This window comes from uncultured Mobiluncus sp., assembly GCF_947254095.1.
Classification (GTDB): Bacteria; Actinomycetota; Actinomycetes; order Actinomycetales; family Actinomycetaceae; genus Mobiluncus.
Map to the genome: position 1 here is coordinate 1 of NZ_CAMYBV010000017.1, position 21,559 is coordinate 21,559.

At 59.1% G+C, this 21,559-nt stretch carries 17 protein-coding genes and 1 other RNA gene; 12 read left to right on the forward strand and 6 right to left on the reverse strand.

Going from position 1 to position 21,559, the window contains the following annotated elements; genetic code table 11:
• Positions 1-607 precede the first annotated feature (607 nt).
• The 3 genes from lipB to lipA all read left to right on the forward strand — a co-directional run bounded on the left by lipB (position 608) and on the right by lipA (position 4,336).
• Positions 608-1,294: a lipoyl(octanoyl) transferase LipB gene (lipB, locus tag Q0X47_RS06635; protein WP_297724113.1), complete on the forward strand. Its 687-nt coding sequence runs from the start codon at positions 608-610 to the stop codon at positions 1,292-1,294.
• Between the two features lie 49 nt (positions 1,295-1,343).
• Positions 1,344-3,152: an FAD-dependent oxidoreductase gene (locus Q0X47_RS06640; RefSeq protein WP_297724115.1), complete on the forward strand. Its 1,809-nt coding sequence runs from the start codon at positions 1,344-1,346 to the stop codon at positions 3,150-3,152.
• 161 nt (positions 3,153-3,313) lie between these two features.
• Positions 3,314-4,336: a lipoyl synthase gene (gene lipA / locus Q0X47_RS06645; RefSeq protein WP_297724117.1), complete on the forward strand. Its 1,023-nt coding sequence runs from the start codon at positions 3,314-3,316 to the stop codon at positions 4,334-4,336.
• Positions 4,337-4,372: 36 nt separating this feature from the next.
• Here the strand turns inward: lipA and Q0X47_RS06650 are convergent, their stop codons facing one another.
• The gene (locus Q0X47_RS06650) at positions 4,373-5,992 is read right to left on the reverse strand and encodes a class I adenylate-forming enzyme family protein (RefSeq protein WP_297724119.1); all 1,620 of its coding nucleotides are present in this window, start codon (positions 5,990-5,992) and stop codon (positions 4,373-4,375) included.
• Between the two features lie 49 nt (positions 5,993-6,041).
• On the opposite strand from Q0X47_RS06650, the gene Q0X47_RS06655 reads away from it, so the two are divergent.
• From Q0X47_RS06655 to rnpB, 3 genes are all read left to right on the forward strand, one after another.
• On the forward strand, positions 6,042-6,929 hold the full coding sequence (locus Q0X47_RS06655; protein ID WP_297724121.1) for a Nif3-like dinuclear metal center hexameric protein: 888 nt from the start codon (positions 6,042-6,044) through the stop codon (positions 6,927-6,929).
• A gap of 59 nt (positions 6,930-6,988) precedes the next feature.
• Entirely contained in the window at positions 6,989-7,714 is a 726-nt protein-coding gene (locus tag Q0X47_RS06660) for a zinc ribbon domain-containing protein (RefSeq protein ID WP_297724123.1), read from the forward strand.
• A 17-nt stretch (positions 7,715-7,731) separates the two neighbouring features.
• Positions 7,732-8,109, forward strand: an RNA gene (rnpB, locus tag Q0X47_RS06665) — RNase P RNA component class A.
• 148 nt (positions 8,110-8,257) lie between these two features.
• On the opposite strand, the gene ppgK is transcribed toward rnpB, so the two are convergent.
• From ppgK to panB, 3 genes are all read right to left on the reverse strand, one after another.
• Positions 8,258-9,001 carry a polyphosphate--glucose phosphotransferase gene (gene ppgK / locus Q0X47_RS06670; RefSeq protein ID WP_297724125.1) on the reverse strand — a complete coding sequence of 248 codons (744 nt, stop codon included), beginning with the start codon at positions 8,999-9,001 and terminating at the stop codon, positions 8,258-8,260.
• Between the two features lie 136 nt (positions 9,002-9,137).
• The gene (gene map, locus Q0X47_RS06675) at positions 9,138-10,058 is read right to left on the reverse strand and encodes a type I methionyl aminopeptidase (protein ID WP_297724126.1); all 921 of its coding nucleotides are present in this window, start codon (positions 10,056-10,058) and stop codon (positions 9,138-9,140) included.
• Between the two features lie 42 nt (positions 10,059-10,100).
• Positions 10,101-10,931: a 3-methyl-2-oxobutanoate hydroxymethyltransferase gene (panB, locus tag Q0X47_RS06680; protein ID WP_297724128.1), complete on the reverse strand. Its 831-nt coding sequence runs from the start codon at positions 10,929-10,931 to the stop codon at positions 10,101-10,103.
• 154 nt (positions 10,932-11,085) lie between these two features.
• Between panB and Q0X47_RS06685 the strand changes: the two genes are divergently transcribed.
• Positions 11,086-12,639: a C69 family dipeptidase gene (locus tag Q0X47_RS06685; protein ID WP_297724130.1), complete on the forward strand. Its 1,554-nt coding sequence runs from the start codon at positions 11,086-11,088 to the stop codon at positions 12,637-12,639.
• A gap of 32 nt (positions 12,640-12,671) precedes the next feature.
• Positions 12,672-13,601: a diacylglycerol kinase family protein gene (locus Q0X47_RS06690; protein WP_297724132.1), complete on the forward strand. Its 930-nt coding sequence runs from the start codon at positions 12,672-12,674 to the stop codon at positions 13,599-13,601.
• 83 nt (positions 13,602-13,684) lie between these two features.
• Here the strand turns inward: Q0X47_RS06690 and Q0X47_RS06695 are convergent, their stop codons facing one another.
• Entirely contained in the window at positions 13,685-14,557 is an 873-nt protein-coding gene (locus Q0X47_RS06695) for a YwiC-like family protein (RefSeq protein WP_297724134.1), read from the reverse strand.
• Positions 14,558-14,610: 53 nt separating this feature from the next.
• Entirely contained in the window at positions 14,611-15,669 is a 1,059-nt protein-coding gene (locus Q0X47_RS06700; RefSeq protein ID WP_297724136.1) for a methyl-accepting chemotaxis protein, read from the reverse strand.
• 238 nt (positions 15,670-15,907) lie between these two features.
• On the opposite strand from Q0X47_RS06700, the gene pheS reads away from it, so the two are divergent.
• The 4 genes from pheS (at position 15,908) to argC (ending at position 21,545) form a co-directional block, all read left to right on the forward strand.
• The gene (pheS, locus tag Q0X47_RS06705) at positions 15,908-16,987 is read left to right on the forward strand and encodes a phenylalanine--tRNA ligase subunit alpha (protein ID WP_297724138.1); all 1,080 of its coding nucleotides are present in this window, start codon (positions 15,908-15,910) and stop codon (positions 16,985-16,987) included.
• A 2-nt stretch (positions 16,988-16,989) separates the two neighbouring features.
• On the forward strand, positions 16,990-19,608 hold the full coding sequence (gene pheT, locus Q0X47_RS06710) for a phenylalanine--tRNA ligase subunit beta (RefSeq protein WP_297724140.1): 2,619 nt from the start codon (positions 16,990-16,992) through the stop codon (positions 19,606-19,608).
• 58 nt (positions 19,609-19,666) lie between these two features.
• Complete coding sequence (locus Q0X47_RS06715) at positions 19,667-20,368, forward strand: DUF1287 domain-containing protein (protein ID WP_297724142.1); 702 nt, start codon at positions 19,667-19,669, stop codon at positions 20,366-20,368.
• 94 nt (positions 20,369-20,462) lie between these two features.
• Complete coding sequence (gene argC, locus Q0X47_RS06720) at positions 20,463-21,545, forward strand: N-acetyl-gamma-glutamyl-phosphate reductase (RefSeq protein ID WP_297724144.1); 1,083 nt, start codon at positions 20,463-20,465, stop codon at positions 21,543-21,545.
• The last annotated feature ends 14 nt before the right edge of the window (positions 21,546-21,559 follow it).

The window sequence follows — 21,559 nt, forward strand, 5'->3', positions numbered from 1 at the left end:
ACTGAGTCCCTTTGGGTTCACTTTTTTGTCGGGCGGGTTTATCCCGTCCGAAAATATTTAAAGGGGTTGGGGACTCGAACCCGTGAGGGGCAGCGCCGCCCGAAAACGCGGGAGCGTTTTCAGGCGCGGGCGGGAGAAATCGAAGATTTCGAGCGGGTGGTGATTTTGCGCAGCAAAATCACTGAGTCCCTTTGGGTTCACTTTTTTGTCGGGCGGGTTTATCCCGTCCGAAAATGTTTAAAGGGGTTGGGGACTCGAACCCGTGAGGGGCAGCGCCGCCCGAAAACGCGCATTAGGTCGTTGGATAGAAACCATACAAAAAATGGCTAGCTATTTTATTTAATAGGCATCGTCAACTGTAAATAACTCTGGATGAGAGCGGACGGTTGGTAGGTCGAGATAATCTCGATAGGCTTCGTTGCCTGATGGTAGATAGCCCAGATACTCTGGGCATCAGAGTTATCAGGAGAAAGCGGACTATCGTTAATCGTTTACCGTGTCCTCTCCAAACATTTTTGCTTGTAATTCCCCGCCAGATTGTGGGCAAAACCCTGCCCAGATTGTCCGATTCGCGCTCGAACGCGACCGACGCGATAGAGTAAACCCCGTGCGAGTGGAAAATTTGCTGCCCAGAGGGCTGGTGTCTTACCAGGAAGCGGACCGGATTCAGCGCGACACCTGGGCACAGGTGCGGGACGGGGAACTTGACCACACCCTCATCTTGGGACAGTTCGAACCGACCTATACCGCCGGACGCAACACCCACGACAGCGACCTCATCAACAAAGACTTGCCGGTCATTCGCACCGACCGGGCCGGGTCGCTCACCTGGCACGGGCCGGGTCAGCTGGTGGTCTATCCGGTGGTGAGGCTGCGCGAGCCGGTGGACCTGATTGCCTACATTCGCGCGGTGGAAGGCGCGGTCATCGACGCGGTTCGCGGCACTTGGGGCTTGGACGTTGAGATTGTGAAGGGCCGTGCGGGAGTGTGGCTGCGCTACCGTGACGCCGCGGGGCGCACCGCCGCCGAGCGGGGGACGGGACGCGACCGCAAACTGTGCGCCATCGGCTTGAAAGTCGTACAAAACGCAACCCTGCACGGGCTGGCGCTCAACATTCACCCGGATTTCAACCGCGCTTTCACGGGCATTATTCCCTGCGGGCTCAACGATGCCGGGGTCACCTCCCTGTTTGAGGAGGGTATCGAAACGGACTTCGACACCGCCGCAAAAGTCCTGGTGGGCCAGCTGACGGAGAAACTCACCCCTCTGCTGGCTCCGTTTTCAGAAATTTAGGGACTGAAGACCCTGACGCGAGCCGTCGAAGTGGTCTAGCATTTAGCTTATGAACACAAAGAAGTCTTCAGCTCGTAAACCCTTTGGCCGTCCCAGCAAAGATACCTATGACGTCATCGTCGTTGGTTCCGGAGCTGCCGGCCTGTCCGCTTCTCTGACCGCCGCGAGGCGTGGTCTGAAAGTATTGATGGTCGAAAAAAGCGACCAGTGGGGAGGTTCGACCTCCAAATCCGCCGGCATGGTGTGGGTACCCGGAAACAATGTTTTCGCCCGACTCGGCGGCTCGGATTCCACTGACCTGGGCCGCCAGTACATGAAAGCAACGGTGGGGGACTGCACCAGCGATGAAATGATTGACACCTTCCTGGAGGAAGGCAAGAAGTGCATGGACTTCCTCACCGCTTCGTGCCCCTATCTGGAGTTTAGGCGGATGGAAGGCTACCCCGACTATTGGCTGGACGCCCCGGGCGCGGCCAAGACCGGGCGCGGCGTCGAAGCGGGCGCTTTCGATACCCGCTTGCTGGGGCCGTGGGAGAAAACGCACGTCAAGGCGTACTTCCGTCCGATGTCTCCGGTGGATATGAACTCCTATGATTCGGCCGATTTGCTGCTGGCCATGACCGACCTGCGCCCCTGGGTGCGAGGCATGAAACTGTTGTGGCGCAACCTGAAACACTTTGCCAAAGGCGAGCGCCCACTCACTATGGGCGCGGGCTTGACCGCTGCCATTATGTACTCCGTCCTGCGTGAGGGAGTGGAAGTGAAACTGCAAAACGCCCTGGTCGACTTCCTCACCGAGGGCGGCGAAGCGGGCAAGAAAGGCAAAGGGGAGGAGCGCGTGACCGGCGTCGTGCTGGAACACAACGGCACCCGGTACCAAATCAACGCGACCCACGGCGTCATCCTGGCTTGTGGCGGCTTTGAACGCAACGAAGCGATGCGGCAAAAGTACCAGCGCCACCCCATCACCGGCACCTGGACCGTAGGCGTGGAAGGCAACACGGGCGACGGTATCGAACTGGGCATGAAACATGGCGCGGCCATCGACAACATGGCTGACGCCATCTGGTCGCCGGTCATCAAGCTGCCGCGCACCGAAGGGTTCCAGCCCATCGTGATTGAGGACGAGGAACGCTTCATCATTCCCGACCGTTCCCTGCCGCATACCCTCATGGTCAACGGCAAGGGCAAGCGGTTCATGAACGAAGCCCTGCCCTATTGCGCGGCCGGTCAAGGCCTGTACGGCGGCATCTTTGGGAAAGGCGAGGGCGACGCTGAAAACATGCCGGCATGGCTGATTTTCGATCAGCAGTTCCGTGACAAATACTTCTTTGCCTACGGTCACATGCCCCGCGTGGAACTGCCCGACCTCTATTACGAATCGGGCGCCCTGGTGCGCCGCGACACCCTGGATGAGCTGGCCGAAGCCATCGACGTGCCACAAGCAGCCCTAGCCGAGACGATTGAGCGGTTCAACGGTTTCGCTGACCGCGGCATCGACGAGGACTTCCACCGTGGCGAAAACGAACACGACAAGTTCTATGCCAACCGCTACCATCAGCCGAACCCCTCGCTGGGACGCTTGGAGAAGGGTCCGTTCTATGCCACCCAGGTGTACCCCGGCGACATCGGCACGGCCGGCGGTCTGGTCATCGACACCAAAGCCCGCGTCACTCGTGAGGACGGCAGCGTTATCCCCGGTCTGATGGCGGCCGGCAACACGACCAAGTCGGTCATCGGCCACACCTATACGGCCGGAGGCACCTCCATCGGGGCCGCGCTGGTCTTTGGTTACATCGCCGCCAACACCGCTGCTGACGAGGCTTTCGCCGACAATCCGGTGTTCGTAGCGCGCTAGCCCGACCGGGTCAACAGACTTTCCGGGAACTTCGCCGCGTGGTGAGGTTCCCGGATTGTTTTGTCGCGTGTGTACTGTCGCGGGAACGGTGGTGAGGCCGGAGGGGAAACGTGAGTAAAATGAAGAAAGAATGTCCCCAAACCGACTGAGAGAGAGCCACTATGTCCACGCTGGAGTCCGCGCAGCACCGAAAACCGTTGCGCCTGGAAGTGGCCAACGCACGCCAACCTCGTGAGGACCATCCGCGCTGGCTGCGGGTGGTGGCAAAAGCCGGGCCGGAATATCAGGAAATGCGTTCCCTCATGCAGGGGGCGGGGCTGCACACGGTTTGCGCCGAAGCGGGATGCCCCAACATTTTTGAATGTTGGGAAGACCGGGAGGCGACTTTCCTCATTGGCGGGGCCGTGTGTACGCGCCGGTGCGGGTTTTGTGATGTGGCTTCGGGCAAGCCGGAGGGCTACGACCGTGACGAGCCGCGCCGCCTCGCCGAAACGGTCAAACATCTGGGGCTGAAGTACGTGACGGTCACCGGGGTGTCTCGCGATGACCTGGAAAACGGGGCGTCGTGGCTTTACGCCGAGTCGGTACGCCAGATTCGCTCGCTCTGCCCCGAGACCGGAGTGGAACTGCTGGTCGATGATTTTCAAGGCAAATCCGCCGCCCTGGAGGAAGTCTTTGCCAGCGTTCCCCAAGTCTTTGGCCACAACTTGGAAACGGTGGCGCGCCTGATGCACACGGTGCGTCCCGCATTCACCTACGCGCGTTCCCTGGACGTCATCACCCAAGCCAAACAGTTCGGGCTAATCACGAAGTCGAACCTGATGCTGGGGCTGGGCGAAGAACCCGAGGAAATCGAAGTGACGATGCGCGATATGCTGAACGCGGGGGTAGATATCTTAACCCTGACCCAATACCTGCGCCCCTCTGAGCGGTACCTGCCGGTGGCGCGCTGGGTCAAGCCTGAAGAGTTTGTGCAGCTCAAGGAGCTGGCGTTGGATATGGGGTTCGCCGCGTGTATGTCGGGGCCGCTGGTGCGTTCCTCGTATCGTGCTGGCAAGCTGTGGGCGCAGGCGATGCGGCACTACGAGCGTTTCATTCCGCCCCAGTTTGCGCATCTGGAACAGGACCGTCCGCCGGCTCGTCAAGAAGCCGAAGCGGTCGTGGAACGGGAAAAACAGCGGTAATCGCGTGCCTGACTGTGTGGACGGGCGATTCGGGAGTTATTGGAACAGTGCCAAAAGCCCTTGCCGGTCGGGTTTTCCGTTCGAGTTTAGCGGGATGCGGCTCACGAGGCGCAAGGCTCGAGGGAGTTCCGCTTTCGTCAGGTGAGGACGGGCGAAGTCTTGGAGTTGTTCCAAGCATAGTGGTTCCGTGTTTTCGGGGGTGCCTGGGGTTTGCACCACCACCGCGGCCACGATTTCACCCCAAGTCGGGTCGGGAACCCCGACGACCCGCGCTTCTGACACCCCCGGATGACGCGAGAGTACCGCGGCGACCCGCTGGGAGAACACCTTTTCCCCGCCGGAGTTGATCGTGTCGGTCAGGCGTCCCACCAGGTGAAGGAAACCGTCAGCATCAAAAAATCCCAAATCCCCGGTCCGTAACCAGCCCGTTTGCGGGTCAATGAGGGCGGCGTTCAGTTCCGGATTACGGAAGTATTCCCGCGTCACGCTGGGGCCGCGGCATTCCAGCTGGCCAATGACCCCAGGTTCGACCGGTTTTTCCGCTCCGTCAACGATACGCAGCTCGATGTGCGGAAATGCCCGGCCTACCGCCAGTTCGCGACCCGCCATGACGTCCGTGGTCAGGGCGGCTCCCGAAGCGCTTTGCTCGGTCATGCCCCAAATGTTGATGGGGTTCCACCCCAAGCCAATCATGTCAGCTGCCAGCTGTTCATCCCACGGCGCGCCGCCCACCAGGGCTTTTGTGAACCGAGAGGTGTCCATCGACCGTCCGGATTGTGCCGCCTGCCGGACCTCGCGCACCAGCATCCGGTACATAGTCGGCACCGCGAACATCATCTCGACCCGATACTTCTCGATAGCGGCGAGGACAGCGGCAGAATCGAACTTCTCAAAAATGACGACCGTGCCGCCGTGGGAAAAAATGTCCGTCGTCGTGCCGTTGAATCCGCCGATATGCGACAGGGGAGCCGTGACCGCCTCGACGGTGGCCGGAGAATACTCAAACACTTCGCGGAAATTCGTGCAGCCCCACCACATATTTTTGTACGTCAGCAGGGTGCCTTTCGGGTGAGCGGCGGTGCCGGAGGTATAGATAATCGCGCCGGGCACATCGTCCCCGCATTCGGGCAGGTCGTCCAGCATTTTGGTGGCCGCGAGCGCTAACGTCACGGGTGGGGTCGAGTCGTCGCTCGGCTCTAGGCAATCCTCCAGGTCAGAGTACGTCACCAGGCGGGGGCGGGGGTTCGCGGTGGGGCCGCAGTTCGCAAGTTTTTCGTGCTGGGCGGGGTCGCAAATGATGATTTTCGGGTCACAATGGGCCAGGATTTTCGCCAACTCCGGGGCTGGCAGGTTTTGATCCAACGGCACTGTAACCGCCGGAATGGCCGCGGCGGCCACGAAAGTCAGCAGATGCCACGGGGAGTTTTTCCCAATCACGACCACCCGCTCGCCGGGCGCAACGCCCCAAGACCGAAACTGGAGTGCCAGCTTGGTGGCGCGCGCTAGTGTCTGGGCCACGTTCCAAGTCGGCGGGGCAAAACTGGGTTCAGCGATGGTCTCGGCGCTGACTCCCTGGGCGATCCAAATCATCGAAGTGCGTCCAGGGTGGCGTAAAGCGGCTGCTTGCAGGAATTTCATCGGGGAATAATCGACCACAGTTCTAGGTTACCAACGGGAGCAAATCGAAGTTCGCTAGGATGAGAGTATGCAAAATACCGGATTGACCGTAGGCGAAATTTGTGAGTGGATGGACGCGCGTTTTGCGCCCGAGCTGCAGGAAGATTGGGACCGGGTCGGGCTGATTTGCGGGGATCGGGGCGACTCGGTGACGCGGATTTTGCTCGCGGTGGATCCGGTCGAGCTGGTCGTGGACGAGGCCCTCGAGTGGGGGGCGCAGCTGGTCATTACACACCACCCCTTGTTCCTGCGTGGCACTTCTTTCGTGTCTACTGATACTGCCAAAGGCCGGGTGGTACATCGCCTGATTCGTGGCGGGGCTGCCCTGTTTAACGCCCATACCAACGCGGACTCGGCGCGTGATGGGGTGGCGGAAGCCTTGGCCCAAGCAGCGGGACTCGACCCGCAGACCTGGCGGCCGCTGCAGCCCGCCCCCGCCGACACGTCCTTGGGCATCGGACGAGTCGGCCCGGTCACGCCCACCACGGTGGGGGAGGTCGCCAGCCGACTGGCGAACCTATTGCCCGATTCACCAGCAGGTTTGCTGGTAGCGGGTGACTTTGACCGCGTCGTCAAGACGGTGGCGGTCAGTGGCGGGTCGGGTCAATCCCTGCTGCCCGCAGCCTTAGACGCTGGCGCGGATGTGTTCGTGACAGCTGATTTGCGTCACCACCCGGCGCTAGATTTCCTGGAGATGGACGGGGCTCCCGCCCTCATCATGCCGTCGCATTGGGCCAGTGAATGGATGTGGCTGCCCCGCTTAGAAACCGCGTTGAACCTGTGGGCCGGTGAAATCGACAAACCCCTGGAAACGAAAATCAGCACGGTCATTTCCGAACCCTGGGACGCCTATATCTCCACCGTTACCAACGATGAGACTGAGCCGGACGATGCCGGCTACGGTTCGATAAACTAATACCTGAAATCAAGCTACGATTTAGAAAAAGAACCCGAGAATCTGCAAGGAAGAAGTCAATGAAAGCTGCGCCCGAAGACCAAGAAAAACTTTTGGACCTGCAGGTCCTGGATCGAAAGATTGCCGGTTTGAAACACTCTCTGGCCAGCATTCCGGCCGCGGCGCGTCTGGAACAAATCAAAGCTGAGCAAGACGAGCTGCGTACCAAGCTGGCTTTGGCGACTTCTGCCCGCAACGACTTGAACCGGGCTTTGAAGCAAGCCGAAGGGGAAGTCAGCAAAGTTCAAGAACGGGCGAAAACTCAACGCGAACGCTTGGACTCAGGTCAGTTGAGCCCCAAAGAGATGGAACGTATTCAAGCCGAACTCGCTCAGTTGGCGACGCGTCAGGGCGAACTGGAAGACAGTGCCCTGGACGCGTTGGATGCGCTGGAACGCGCTAGTGAAAAAGTGAAGCAGGTGGAAAACCGCCGCGCGGAACTGGCTGTTGAGTTCGACGAAGCACAAGCCGAAGCGGGCAGCGCTGCCGGCGAACTGCAGCAGGAACTGACCGGTCAGCAAAGCCAGCGAGACGAACTGGCAGCCATCCTACCCGCCGACTTGCTGCGGGAATACGAAACTTGCAAGCGGGCTACCGGGGGAATCGGGGTAGTAGCGGTCAGCGGGAACCAGTCGGTCGGGATGGATTTGGAATTTTCGATGGCGGAAATCTCGCGTTTAAACATCGCGGCTCCCGATGATGTCATCGTCAGCGAGGACCACGAAGTCATTTTGGTGCGTAAGTAGTACAATAATCGGGCGGAAAAGCCGGGCAGGTAGTCGCGGGCGAGTCATTCGATGAGCCCGAGGAAAGTCCGGACTCCACAGGGCAGGGTGATGGCTAACGGCCACCCGGGGTGACCCGCGGGACAGTGCCACAGAAAGCGAAACCGCCCCACCGGGCTTGTGCACGGTGAGGTAAGGGTGAAAAGGCGAGGTAAGAGCTCACCGCGCGGCTGGTGACAGTCGTGGCAGGGTAAACCCCACCCGGAGCAAGGCCAAGCAGCAGGCTGGGCGGCCCGTTCAAAGCCTGCGGGTAGGCTGCTAGAGAGGTCGGGTAACCGGCCTTCCAGAGAAATGGCTACCGGCGCGCGGCGGCAACAAAGCGCGTTACAGAATCCGGCTTATGCCCGGCTTTTTCGCTCAAATCAGCCGGTTCGCAACTGCGGGGGCACAAGCGGGGGCGGTAGCCTCTCTGGGCTATGGCAGTTCCGGGTTCTACGGCAATGCCGAATGCAAAACGCTCCGGGGTGCCGCAGCACCCCGGAGCGAAACAGCAGTTAGCTCGGTTTACACCCCAGCGGCCAGTGCAGCAGCCCCTGCAATGCCAGCCTGGTTACGTAGCTGAGCGGGGATAATCGGGGTTTTCAGGTCCAGCAGGGGCAGGAACTTGTCATGCTGGCGGGACACGCCGCCGCCAACCACGAACAAATCAGGGCTGAACAGCATCTCCAGCTGCGAATAGTATTTTTGCAGGCGCTTGGACCACTGCTTAAAGGACAGTTTCTTGGCTGACTTTACCCCGGAAGAAGCGCGTCTCTCCGCGTCTTTGCCGTCAATCTCGATGTGACCCAGTTCGCTGTTAGGAACCAGAATCCCGTTATAAATGAGCGCAGTGCCAATCCCGGTGCCCAAAGTGGTGACGATGACCAGGCCGGGCACATCGCGGGCCGCTCCGTAACGAACTTCTGCGTAACCTGCAGCATCAGCGTCATTCACACACTTGACCATGTGACCGGTGTACTTGCGCATCAGGACGCGGACATCAACCCCAGCCCATTCCTGGTCAAGGTTAGCCATAAACGGAACCAAATCATTCTTAACCGGAGCCGGAATCGTCATCCCCAGCGGCATGTCTTCGGGAACGCCCTTTTCCTCAATGATTTTACGGCACACTTCCGCCACGGCCTGGGGGGTCGAATGTGCGGGAGTTTTAATTCTCAGACGATCACCGATGAAATCGCCAGTTTCCAAATCTACATAAGCGCCTTTAATACCGGAGCCGCCAACATCAATCCCAAATCCAGTTGCCACAAAAAGTCCCTTTCGCGTGGGGATGAACTTGGCAATTACTCTAGGGTAGAGGCCGTGATTTCACCAAATCTCAGCTTGGTACCGGTAAAAAATCACGTACTCGCCAGTGACCTTGGACAGCACAAAAGAAAAATTCTCAATCCTGGTGGTTGCTGGGCCAGGTGAGAATCTCTCCGCCGTCCTCGCGCACCACGAGGGTGTGTTCAAACTGGGCGGTGCGTCCCCGGTCGCGGGTCACCACGGTCCAGCCGTCCCGCCACTGTTCCCAAGCAATTGAACCCATGGTCAGCATCGGTTCAATGGTGAAAACCATGCCTTCTTCCATAACTGTGTCATAGCGGGGGGAGTCGTAGTGCGGAATAACCAGCCCGCTGTGAAAAGCCTCGCCGACACCGTGGCCCGTGAAATCCTGCACCACTCCGTATTCAAAACGGCTGGCATAGGACTCGATAATCCGCCCGATAACGTTGATGGAACGTCCCGGTTTGCAGACCTTAATGGCGCGCATCATGGCTTCTTTGGTGCAGTCAATGAGCTGCTGGGATTCGGGGTCAATCGTCCCGACCGGGAACATGGCACACGTATCGCCGTGAACCCCGTCCTTGTAAGCGGTGATGTCCAGGTTGATGATGTCGCCTTCCTCCAGCGGCCGGTCGTCCGGGATTCCGTGGCAGATGCATTCATTGACCGACGTGCAGATAGATTTGCGAAATCCCATATAGCCCAGGCAAGACGGGTAGGCGCCGTGATCACAAATAAACTCGTGCGCCACGCGGTCCAAAGTATCGGTAGTCACGCCGGGAGCGATGTACTTGGCGGTTTCCACGATGGCATCGGCCGCGATACGTCCGGCTTGGCGGATTTTTTCAATCGTTTCCTCGCTCTTAATATCGGAGGCCGTGACTCGTTCCGGGCCGTCATGGAACATGTATTCCGGGCGGTCAATGTGGGAGGGGACCGGCAAGGTGGCGGAAATGCGTCCCGGTTTCAGGTTTCCCAAGGGCGCGCGGCGGGCTAGTTCGTCAGTTCGAGTTTTCTTGTGTAACACGGTAGTCATTCTTTCGATTCAAAAGTTCGGAGGTCGCCTCTCGGGGACGGCCTAGTTTTCATGATAGTTTTCCGGGGCGGGGAAAGTCCGGTTCACCACGGCCTCACGGTAGCTTTGGGCAGCGTGCTGCAGTTCCGCCCCCACTTGACCGAACACCTGGGCAAATGAGGGCTTCCAGTCTTGCATTCCCGCCATGTCAGTCCACACCAGGACCTGCCCGGCAGCGTCCGGGCCAGCGCCGATACCGATGATGGGAACATTGAGCTGGTCAATGGCGGCGCGAGTGGTCGCGGCGGGAACCATCTCAAACACAATCGAGAACACCCCTGCCTCTTGCAAGGCCAGCGCGTCCGCAACCAAGGCCGGAGCAGCATCTGCGCGCCCCTGCATACGTTTGCCGCCCAAGTGGTTTTCAGATTGTGGGGTGAAACCGAGATGTCCCATCACGTTGATGCCGGCATCCACGATGGCTTTGACCTGGGGCAGGATGCGACGTCCCCCCTCCAGTTTCACCGCGGCAGCTCCGGCGCGCACCAGCGCTACCGCAGTATCCACGGCTTGGGCGGGACTGGACTCGTAAGACCCAAAAGGCATATCTCCCACGATTAACGCTCGTGAAGCTCCTGCCGCGACCGCGGAGGTGGCGCGAACCATATCGTCTAAGGTCACCCCGACAGTGGAGGACATTCCCAACATAGTGGTCCCATACGAATCCCCGACCAAAATCATGTCAATCCCGGCCGAATCAATAATCCGCGCGGTAATCGCATCGTAGGCGGTCAGCATCGTCAGCGGCCGCCCGGCAGCAAAGTACTGCTGGACGTGCTGGACACGAAACGGCTTTCCGGGTTTGGGGCCAATGTCTGGATTGTCTTTGTGCATAGTCACTCCTTGAGTCTGTTCCTATACATCCTATGACTTTGCCGCTGGCAATAGTTCCTCAGATAGACTTTCCCTCAGCATCAGATGCCTAAACGTTTTAAGATATTGACAGACTGGGTACAGTCACCAGCAAATATGAGAAAGGCGAAAACACATGGGTTGCACGACGATTTTGGTTGGGAAAAAGGCTTCGGCGGACGGGTCGACGATTATGGCCCGGACCGACGACTCGGGACATGGGTCTTTTGAAGCGAAACGATTTGAGGTCATCGCGCCCGAGGATTTGCCAAAAACCTACCGTTCGGTCCTGTCCCATGTTGAAATCCCCCTGCCGGAAACCGGTTTGCGCTACACCCGTTTCCCCGACGCTGACACCCACAAAGGCCTGTGGGCAGGCGCGGGAATCAACTCGGCTCGCGTCTCGATGACCGCCACCGAGACGCTGACCTCGAACGAGCGCGTGCTGGGCGCCGACCCGCTGGTTGAGCTGCGTGAAGCCCAAGGCGAGGAGGGTCAGGACGGTTTCGTGCCGGAGCAGCCCGGCGGTATCGGTGAAGAAGACATGGTGGTGTTGGTGCTGCCCTACATTAAGACGGCTCGTGAAGGCGTGCTGCGTTTGGGGGAGCTGCTGCAACAGTACGGTACTTGTGAAATGAACGGCATCGGTTTCGCCGATAACGACGACGTCTGGTGGCTCGAGACGGTAGGGGGGCATCACTGGTTGGCGCGTCGCCTGCCGGAGGAATGCTATGCCGTCATCGCTAACCAGTTCAGTTTGGACGACTTCGATTTTGACGATGCCCTGGGGGAGGGACGCGATTATCTGTGCTCGCCCGATTTACGGGAATTCGTGGCCGACAACCACCTGGATACCGCGCAAACTGACGGCCAGCCGGCCCAGCGTTTCAATCCTCGCCTGGCTTTCGGGTCACGAACGGATTCGGACCACACCTACAACACACCGCGAGTGTGGGCATTGCAGCGGTTCCTCAACCCCACGGACGTGTCTCGGTTTGGTTTCCACGGGGATTCCCGCCCGGATTCAGACGACTTGGATTGGTGCCTGATTCCAGAACGCCTGATCACTATGGAGGACGTGAAATACACCCAGTCTTACCACTATCAAGGCACCCCGTTTAATCCTTACGCGAGGGCGGAACAAGCTCGGATAGGCGGCGCTGACCAGCGCGGTATGTATCGCCCGATTGGGATTAACCGCACGAATTTCGTGGCTGCCCTCCAGATTCGCCCGGAAAAACCCGCCACCACCACCGGATTGAACTGGATAGCCTACGGGGCAATGCCGTTCAACGCCCTGGTGCCGTTCTATGCCAACGTGCGGCACACCCCGGAGTATTTGGAGGCGACGACTCAGCGGGTCACCACCGAACACCACTATTGGGCCAATCGGATTATTGCCGCCCTGGTGGACGCCCACTATCATCAGACGATTCCGCACGTGGAGCGTTATCAGCAAAAGGTCGTGGCGGAGGCTTTGCAGATTGTGGCGCGTACTGACCGGGCGGTGGTTGAGCTGGGTGAGGACGCGGCGAATAACATGGAAGATTCCCGCGTTTACGAACTGCTGGAGGCCGCTAATGCCGAGATTGCTGACCTGTTGAAGCGGGAAACGGACGACCTGCTGGATAAGGTCCTGTTTGACGCCAGCCTCAATATGCACAATTCGTTCTCGCGTGATGATGCCTGAGCTGGCGAGAAGTTCCAGATGAGGAGCCGAAGTTGAAAAAAGCGATAGTCATTTATAACCCCGCGAAAGTCGGGGACGAAGACGAGTTTACAGCCGGTTTGAATGCGGCGGCCCAACAGCACGATTTCACCGTGGAATACCTCACCACCAGCGTTGATGACCCCGGTTTCGCGATGGCCGCACAGGCTCGAAAGCTACAACCCGACCTGGTCATTGCCGCGGGTGGGGACGGCACCGTGCGTGTGGTCAGCACCGAGATGCGTCACAGCGAGATTCCGGTGGCGGTATTGCCGGCGGGGACCACGAACCTATTGGCGCGAAACCTCAACGTGCCTTTGGATATGAAAGCCGCCATGGAACTGGCGTTCACGGGGCAAAAAGTCTCGATGGACATCGTGAAGGTGCATAACGAGACTTCCCGCAAACCTTGGTATTTCACGGGTATGGCAGGGATTGGGATAGATGCCGAAGTCATGCATCACGTGGATGAGGGGCTGAAAAAGGTGGTCGGTCCCGTGGCCTACGTCATGTCCTTTTTCAAGCAGGTCAACAACTCGGTGCATCGGTGTCGGTTCCGCATTGACGGCAAGCAGGTTCTGAAGCGCAACGTGATTATTTTCATGGTCGGCAACACCTCTGAACTGACCGGTGGAATCCAGCTGTTTCCCGACGCCACTCCCTTTGACGGTTCCCTAGATTTGCTGATTGGGGCTCCGCAGGGGGTAGGCGGCTGGTGGCGCGTGGTTAAGAACGTAGTTTTGAGGCTGGGGCGGCGCAGCACGCTGGAATATTTCAGCGGCAAGAGCTTCGAAGTTCTGTTGCATAAGCCGGCGGTGTGGGAGATGGACGGCGACCCCGAAGCGGCGGCGCGGCACTGGGTCTTTCAGGTCGTTCCGCAAGCCATCACGGTTGTTGCCGGGGATCCCGGTCTCATAGAGCGGATTAAATCGCAAATTCGTTAGAATGGTGCGGAAAACTCGGTGTTGCGCGGGGATTTACCACCCGAAACGCGGGGATTTACCACCACGTCAGACTTCGGCAACTTTTACAGCGCCGCTGCCACAAAAATCAATACTGAGATTGCCACTTCGGTCAGCCCGATGACTCGCGGTCGCCAGGGCTTGCCGCGCCGGCGTGCCTGCCAGGGGAACCAAATCGAACGAGCTAATGTCACCAGCCATGCGACTGCTACCAGAGGAGATACCCAAGACAGGGAGGCAAAATACAGCGCAGCGGCAAAACCTAGGGCGTGCGAAACTATCGAAATGACCAGGAAACGCTGGTTGCCACGCTGCCGAAAAATCGTCTTGACGTAGGGAACTGAAGCTGCGTAATAGGCTGTGAGCTGCACTGCTATCGCGATTGCAGCTGGCCAACCCCGTAAAACAGTGGACAAAGCGTGTCCGCCCAGAGCGGACGCCTCGTGAACCCCGTACATCGCGTCCTGACCCATCCGTAAAGCCGTGGCCATCAAGCCGCAGTGATAGGCAACTATGGTCATCAGCCCCGCCGCGAGGATAATCGTCAGACGCGCCCCCAGACCGCGTTCCCGCCCGCGGCGCACTTCACCAGCCCAAATCCCGATGAGGATAGCGAAAGCCGGAATCCAACAGCAGAGTAGCGGCAGCGCCGCCAGAGCTCCTATTCCCAGCACCCCAACCAGAATCCCGTAAATCAAAACGGGGTATCGTAAGGACTTCTTCCGAGGATTCTTAATGAGACGTAGCGCCGAAAATACAAAGAAGAAACCAATCATCCACGCGGAGAGCAGCAGCGCATGCTGCCACGCCCATCCGCCCAGCGTAGCCCCGAATAGCGCCGGAACGGTGACGATGAACCAAGCCCCATGCTGATTGGGCAGCCAAGTACGCAGAACAGACCTGACTTTTCGGTTTTCACGAGCAGGGGGTAGGGTCATGAGCTCGAACCTAGCTTAATCTGGGAGTAATTGCGAAACCACTAACTGTCGCCCTAGCTATCCATCAACTGGTCGAGCAGGGCGCCGACCTGGGCGGAGTTGTCTTCCATAGTCCCTAGATGCTGTTTCATCAGTTCGCTGTCGCCTGCCAAAAAGGCCTCGACCGCGGCCTTACCAGAAACGTGGGTAGCTTCGTGAACACCCTCCAGCTGCTGGAAACAGGGCTGTCCCGCGTAATCGAGGTGACCGCGACCCTCGTAGTACCACTTGCCCAGGCGGCAGGTGTGCGAGGAGGAAATCCCCTCCGGGTTCGGCTCGGAAATCCCCGTAATTTGACGATAAATCCCCAACTTAAAGATGAAGTGGTCGAGTTTCACCACTGAAACAAAAGAATCCGTAGTCACATGCGCAATCGAGTCGGCCATCGAGGAAACTTTGTCTCCCACCGCATTTGCCGTCTGACTGGATTTTTCTTCGAATTCTTTGGATTCGTCAATAGCCTCCGTGATGTTTTCCAGGGCGCTGGCGGTGCCCTCGGTGATGGAAGTAACCAAGGCGCCAATTTCCTGTGTGGCACTGGCGGTCCGTTCTGCCAGAGTGCGCACTTCCCCTGCCACCACGGCGAAACCACGGCCAGCCTCACCTGCGCGTGCCGCTTCAATGGTGGCGTTCAGAGCCAGCAAATTTGTTTGCGAAGCGATACCTTCGATTTGCTGCACAAAGTTATGAATCGACTCGGAAGCCTTGGACAAGGCCTCCATGTTCCCGCCCATATCCTGCAGCTTTTTCGAAATGTCCCCAGCACCGTCGGCCATGTCGTGCAAATCGCGGGTTGATTCCGCTACGATTCGACGGGTTTCCGCGGTATCGGCGGAATCCGCGTCCAATTCGGACACAATCTTGCCCAGGGAATCGCGGACGTTTTCCGCCGATCCGAAGCATCGTGCCAGAGGGTCATGAGTACTCTGGGTGAAGGCCTGTTTTTGGCTCAGTTCACTGAGAGCGGTTTCTTGAGATTCTTTCTCAGCCTGAAGCTCGGTTAACTCAGCGCGGAGGCGCTCAATCTCTGCCTGTAAGTGTTGCGTTTCCATTGCGGTTTTGGCTTTTTTCACTTTGGTATCCTTGACTAAAAAAATTCTGGAAAAACAGTAAATAATTTATCTCACCAGGCGCCCTTTTTATATCTTTTCGCCGGTTTTTTCCTTTCCAGCGCACAATTTATTCGTCCGCCCCCAGAGTGGCGAGGAATCAATGGCGGCATTGAAAAACCTTGATTACCGGGCGGACTGGCATTTCGACTAAAGTTGAAGGGGTTTTGAGCTGGCTAGGAGTCAAGGAAATCGAGGAAAAATGAGTGAAAACGTGTTGAGTCCGCTGGATACAGAGGGTTTGGAACGGGAAGTCACCGCGGCTTTACAGGACATCGCGGCGGCAGCCGATGTGGAGTCGCTGAAAGCAGTGCGTTCCCGTTACAACGGCGACAAAGCGCCTTTGACCCTAGCAAAGAAACTTATCGGAAAGCTCGATCCTCAGGACAAAGCCACTGCCGGTCGGAACTTGGGGGCTGCCCAAGGGCGGGTCCGGGCGGCTCTGGACGCCAAACAGATTGAACTGCAGGAGGCCGCGCAAGAGGCAGCTTTGGAGGCGGAAACCGTGGACGTGAGCGTGTTGTCCTCGCGTCACCCGCTGGGATCGCGCCACCCGCTGATGGTGCTGGAAGAGGAAGTCGCGGACTTTTTCGTGTCTCTGGGGTGGGACATTGCGGCCGGCCCCCAGGTGGAACACGAGTGGTTCAACTTTGATGCGTTGAACTTCGATGCCGATCACCCGGCACGGCAGATGCAAGACACTCTCTATGTCGATTCCACTTCCGTGGGTGGCAGCGCGGAAAACCCCGCCAACCTGGTGCTGCGCACGCACACCTCCCCGGTACAGGCGCGTCTGTTGACGACCCGCGAGTTGCCGATTTACGTGGCTATTCCCGGCAAAGTCTTTCGCGCTGATGAACTGGACCCCACTCACTCTCCGGTGTTTAACCAGGTGGAGGGCTTGGCGGTGGATAAGGGTCTGACGATGGCGGATTTGAAGGGGACTCTGGATCACTTTGCCCGCGCCATGTTCGGCCCGGAGGCAAAAACCCGTTTCAGACCGTCTTTCTTCCCCTTCACCGAGCCTTCCGCGGAGGTCGACCTGTGGTTCCCGCAAAAGAAAGGTGGCCCCGGCTGGATTGAGTGGGGCGGTTGCGGCATGGTCAATCCGAATGTGCTGCGTGCCTGCGGGGTCGACACAGAGGTTTATCAAGGGTTTGCTTTCGGAATGGGCATTGAGCGCACGCTGATGCTGCGCCACGGCATAGAGGATATGCACGACATCGTAGAAGGCGACGTGAGGTTCTCAGATCAGTTCGGCGTGAATGGAAAGGGGCGCTAAAAATGGCTTTTGTTTCGATTGAGTGGTTGCGGCGGTGGACGGAAGTTCCCGCGGAAACCAGCGCGTCTCAACTCGCAAAAGACCTGGTAAAGGTCGGTCTGGAAGAGGAAGCCATCCACACTTCAGGGGTGACGGGTCCGCTGGTGTGCGGCCGGGTGGCCTCGATGGTTCCCGAAACGGCCTCCAACGGTAAAACCGTCAACTACTGCCGGGTAGACGTGGGTGAGGAATTCAACGATGCGCCCGGTACCGGCAAGGAGCCCTCCGACATTCCCAGCCGCAGCATTATATGTGGGGCGCACAATTTCAAGGAGGGCGATCACGTGGTGGTCTCTCTGCCAGGAGCCGTACTGCCCGGCGATTTCTCCATCGCCACCCGGAAAACTTACGGACATATTTCGGACGGCATGATTTGTTCAGCTCGTGAGCTGGGATTAGGCGAGGAATTCGATGGCATCATCGTTTTGGAGGAATACCTGGGCGAGCGCGGCGTGGAAATTCCCGCCCCCGGAACCGATATGCTGCCCATCTTGGGATTGAACCAGGAACTGTTGGAAATCAACATCACCCCTGACCGCGGCTACTGTTTCTCGATGCGCGGAGTGGGCCGTGAATACAGCCACTCCACGGGCGCAAAGTTTACCGACTGGGGCTTGGCTGAAAACCTGAAAAACGGCTTGCCCGCAGCCAATGATTCCGGCTTCCCGGTCGAAATCGAGGACGCGGCCCCGATTCGCGGTCATGTGGGGTGCGACCGGTTTGTGGCGCGGATAGTGCGCGGACTGAATCCGAGCGCGCCTACGCCGCAGTGGATGGTGGCGCGGCTGGAATCAGCGGGGATGCGTTCCATTTCCTTGCCAGTTGATGTGACGAACTACGTCATGTTGGACCTGGGCCAGCCCATGCACGCTTATGACCTGGACAAAGTGACCGGACCCATCGTGGTGCGCCGAGCCCGCCAAGGCGAACAGCACACCACTTTGGATGAGGTTCAGCGAACTTTGCACGCCGAAGATTTGCTGATTACTGATTGCCAGGGCGGTCACGGCGCGCGTGTACTTGGCATCGCTGGAGTGATGGGTGGCGCGGAAACGGAGATGACCGAAGTCTCCACGAACGTCCTGCTGGAAGCGGCGCATTTCGACGCGGTGTCCGTGGCTCGTTCGGCGCGCCGTCACAAGCTACCCTCGGAGGCTTCAAAGCGTTTCGAGCGCGGTTCCGACCCCGAACTTCCGCCGGTGGCGGCCCAGTACGCGGCCGAGCTACTGGTGGAATACGGCGGCGGCACCATTGACACGGGAGTTACTGACGTCAACCACGTCAAGCCCCAACCAACCGTGACTTTGCCTTTTGCGGCCGCAACTCAACTCATCGGGGTGAACTACGCGCCCCAGCGGGTGGAGGAACTCTTGCGTGCCATCGGCTGTGACGTCACCAAGTCCGGTGATGATGCGTTCGCGGTCGTGCCCCCCTCGTGGCGTCCCGACCTAGCTGGCGGCCCCGCCCATCTTATAGAAGAAATTGCCCGACTGGACGGCTACGACAAGATTCCTTCTGTGGTGCCGGTCGGACCCGCCAAGATTGGCAACCCGGCGCCGCTGCGAACCCGTCGGGAGGTCAGCGACACTTTGGCCGAAGCGGGCTTGACCGAAGTCATGACTTACCCCTTCTTGGGCAATGAACACGATTTGATGGGGCTGCCGGCCGATGACCCGCGGCGAGACACCGTCAAGCTGGCCAATCCGCTGGCTGATGATGCCCCGGCACTGCGCAGTTCCCTGCTGGATACCCTGCTGAACACGGCTTCGCGAAATGTGTCCCGCGGCAATCCGCGAGTAGCGATTTTTGAGCTGGACCAGGTCGTCAGCGCGCACGGAGTCATTCCGGCGTCGATTCCCGGCGTGGAGGAAAAGCCCAGCAACGAAGTCATGCAGGCCCTGCGGGCAGGAGTGCCGAAGCAGCCCTGGCACGTGGCGGCGGTGCTGGCAGGAAACGCCATCGAAGCTAGCCCTCACGACGCGGCGCGTGCCTGGGATTGGGCGGACGCTATCGAGCTGGCGATTCGCGTGGCGGTTTCGCAAGGTTTGGCGGTGCGTCCCGAAGCCATGGGCGCCGGGGGACAAGCCACGGTCGCCGCGCCTTTCCACCCTGGACGGGTCGCGCAAATTCGCGTAGGTGCGCTCACCGGCGGGAAGGCGCTGGGCTACGCTGGCGAACTGCACCCCAAGGTGTGCCAGAACTTCGGTCTGCCGCCCCGGACTTGTGCATTTGAACTGGATTTGGACGCGATTGAAAAGTCCCGCCCCAAGGATGCGTTCCAACTGCGTCCCGTCTCTACGTTCCCGGCCGCCAAGGAAGACTTGGCGTTCGTCGTGAACCAAGACGTTCCAGCGCTGAAGGTCTATAACGCGATTGCGAAGGCCGGGGAAGGGCTGGTTGAGGAATTGCGCCTGTTCGACGTGTTTGAGAATGCGGAGCAACTGGGGGAGGGCCGGAAATCCCTGGCGTTTGCGCTGCGGTTGCGTGCCGTTGACCATACGCTGAGTCCTCAGGAGATCAAGGAAACTCGCAACCGCATCATCAAGAAAGTCGAGAAAACCTGCCAGGCAACCCTGCGCTAGACGTCTCGGGTCAATCAGCCGCTACTGACGCGGTTGGCGGCGCAACTAAGGAGTAAGCGTGGTTAACCAGAGTTCACGAGGTCGCAAGCACTTCCTCATCGGAGCGATTCTGGTTTTGGCCCTAGCGCTGGTGGGCGGTGCCGCGTTCCTGTTGTCGAGCTGGAACGCGAAAGGTTCGTGGCGCCTGGATAACGCTTGGACCGGCCAGAACCTGAATCATCCGGGGCCGGTAGGGGAACAGATGCTGGCGGGTGCCGTGGCTTACCTTGCTACCGCGCCGAAATATGACGGTTCCAAAGTTTATCCCGGCGGGGTACCAAATGACGGCACCGGGGTGTGCACCGATGTGGTGTGGTACGCCGCCAAAGCGGCAGGAATGGACTTGCGCGAACTGGTTGATGCGGATCGGCGGGCTGACCCGCAGGCTTACGCTGCCGCGGCTCCGGAGGGTGAGACTCCCTATCCTGACATTGATTATCGGCGCGTGCGCAATCTCATCGTCTATTTCGACCGTCACGCCCAGAGCCTCACCACCGACACAACGGACGTGGCGTCTTGGCAACCCGGAGACATCGTGGTGTGGAAAGAACACGTGGCGGTTATCTCAGATAGGCGCAACGCCCAGGGTTTGCCCTATGTGTTGCACCACGAAGGCAACGGAATCTTGTTTCGCTACGAGGCAGACGCTTTTCAGCAACGCGGGGAACCCTGGCGGCACTATCGGCTGGAATCTTTGGGTGCGCAACTGGCCGGGCACTAGCCCGTTGGGGCGGTTTTTCGGTTATTTCACGCCAATCCCCGAACCTTTTAGCATAAATATGCAACTCTATGAATAAGCATGTATAGTTGTTGCTATGACAGAGGTTTCAGGTAAAAAAGTCAAAGTCGCAGTCGCGGGAGCTTCTGGTTTCGCCGGCGGCGAGCTGCTGCGATTACTGTTGAACCATCCCCAGGTGGAAATCGGAGCCTTGACGGCGGCGTCCTCGGCAGGCGAGCCGTTGGGAAAGCACCATCCCCACCTGTTCCCCCTGGCACAACGAGTGCTGCAGCCTACAGATGTTGAGAATCTGGCGGGCCACGATGTCATTTTCCTGGGGCTGCCGCACGGCGCGTCGGGCCAGGTGACGCGCGCTTTGCGCGATGCCGGGGTGAAGTCCCTACTCATTGATTGCGGGGCGGATCATCGTTTGACCGACCCGGCCGCGTGGCGTGACTACTACCATTCAGAACCCGAAGAACCTTGGGCGTATTCGCTGCCGGAGCTGTTGCACCCCAATGAAAGTGTGGCACAGGCACAGCGCGCCGCATTGCGACAGGCTGCGGAGATTGCGGTACCGGGGTGCAACGTGACCGCGGTAACTTTGGCGCTACTGCCGGCGGTGTGGGCAGGACTGGTGGATACGTCTGACATTGTGGCGAACCTCGCGGTGGGTTATTCCGGGGCTGGCAAAGCCATGAAATCCCACTTGATGGCCGTGGCGGCATTCGGCAATGCCCAAGGCTATGCCATGGCCGGCGTACACCGGCATATCCCCGAAATCGCTCAGAATTTCCGAGTCGCCGGCGCCAGCGAAGTCAAGCTCAGCTTCACTCCCGTACTGGTTCCCATGAATCGCGGCATTCTCGCCACCGTTACCGCGCCCTTAGTCGGGTCTGGCGACGCGAGCGAACTACGCCGTGTCTATCACGAAGTTTGCGACGACGAACCCCTATTGGAATTCCTTTCCGAGGGCGTCTGGCCCACCGTGTCGATGGTGAGCGGCTGCGCCAAAGCGGCGATTCAAGTGGCGGTGGACAAACGCGCCGGTAAAGTTGTGGCGCAATGCGCTATCGATAACTTGGGCAAGGGCACCGCGGCGGGAGCCATTCAGGGCATGAACTTGGCCTTGGGCTTCCCGGAGTTGACCGGGGTTCCGGTGGTATCAACCGCACCGTAACCATTTTTGTAAAT

Coding starts and splice junctions, on each gene's coding strand:
- Q0X47_RS06640 (WP_297724115.1), top strand. CDS start 1,344: ATGAACACAAAGAAGTCTTCAGCTCGTAAACCCTTTGGCCGTCCCAGC.
- lipA (WP_297724117.1), top strand. CDS start 3,314: ATGTCCACGCTGGAGTCCGCGCAGCACCGAAAACCGTTGCGCCTGGAA.
- Q0X47_RS06655 (WP_297724121.1), top strand. CDS start 6,042: ATGCAAAATACCGGATTGACCGTAGGCGAAATTTGTGAGTGGATGGAC.
- Q0X47_RS06660 (WP_297724123.1), top strand. CDS start 6,989: ATGAAAGCTGCGCCCGAAGACCAAGAAAAACTTTTGGACCTGCAGGTC.
- map (WP_297724126.1), bottom strand. CDS start 10,058: ATGACTACCGTGTTACACAAGAAAACTCGAACTGACGAACTAGCCCGC.
- panB (WP_297724128.1), bottom strand. CDS start 10,931: ATGCACAAAGACAATCCAGACATTGGCCCCAAACCCGGAAAGCCGTTT.
- Q0X47_RS06685 (WP_297724130.1), top strand. CDS start 11,086: ATGGGTTGCACGACGATTTTGGTTGGGAAAAAGGCTTCGGCGGACGGG.
- Q0X47_RS06695 (WP_297724134.1), bottom strand. CDS start 14,557: ATGACCCTACCCCCTGCTCGTGAAAACCGAAAAGTCAGGTCTGTTCTG.
- pheS (WP_297724138.1), top strand. CDS start 15,908: ATGAGTGAAAACGTGTTGAGTCCGCTGGATACAGAGGGTTTGGAACGG.
- pheT (WP_297724140.1), top strand. CDS start 16,990: ATGGCTTTTGTTTCGATTGAGTGGTTGCGGCGGTGGACGGAAGTTCCC.
- argC (WP_297724144.1), top strand. CDS start 20,463: ATGACAGAGGTTTCAGGTAAAAAAGTCAAAGTCGCAGTCGCGGGAGCT.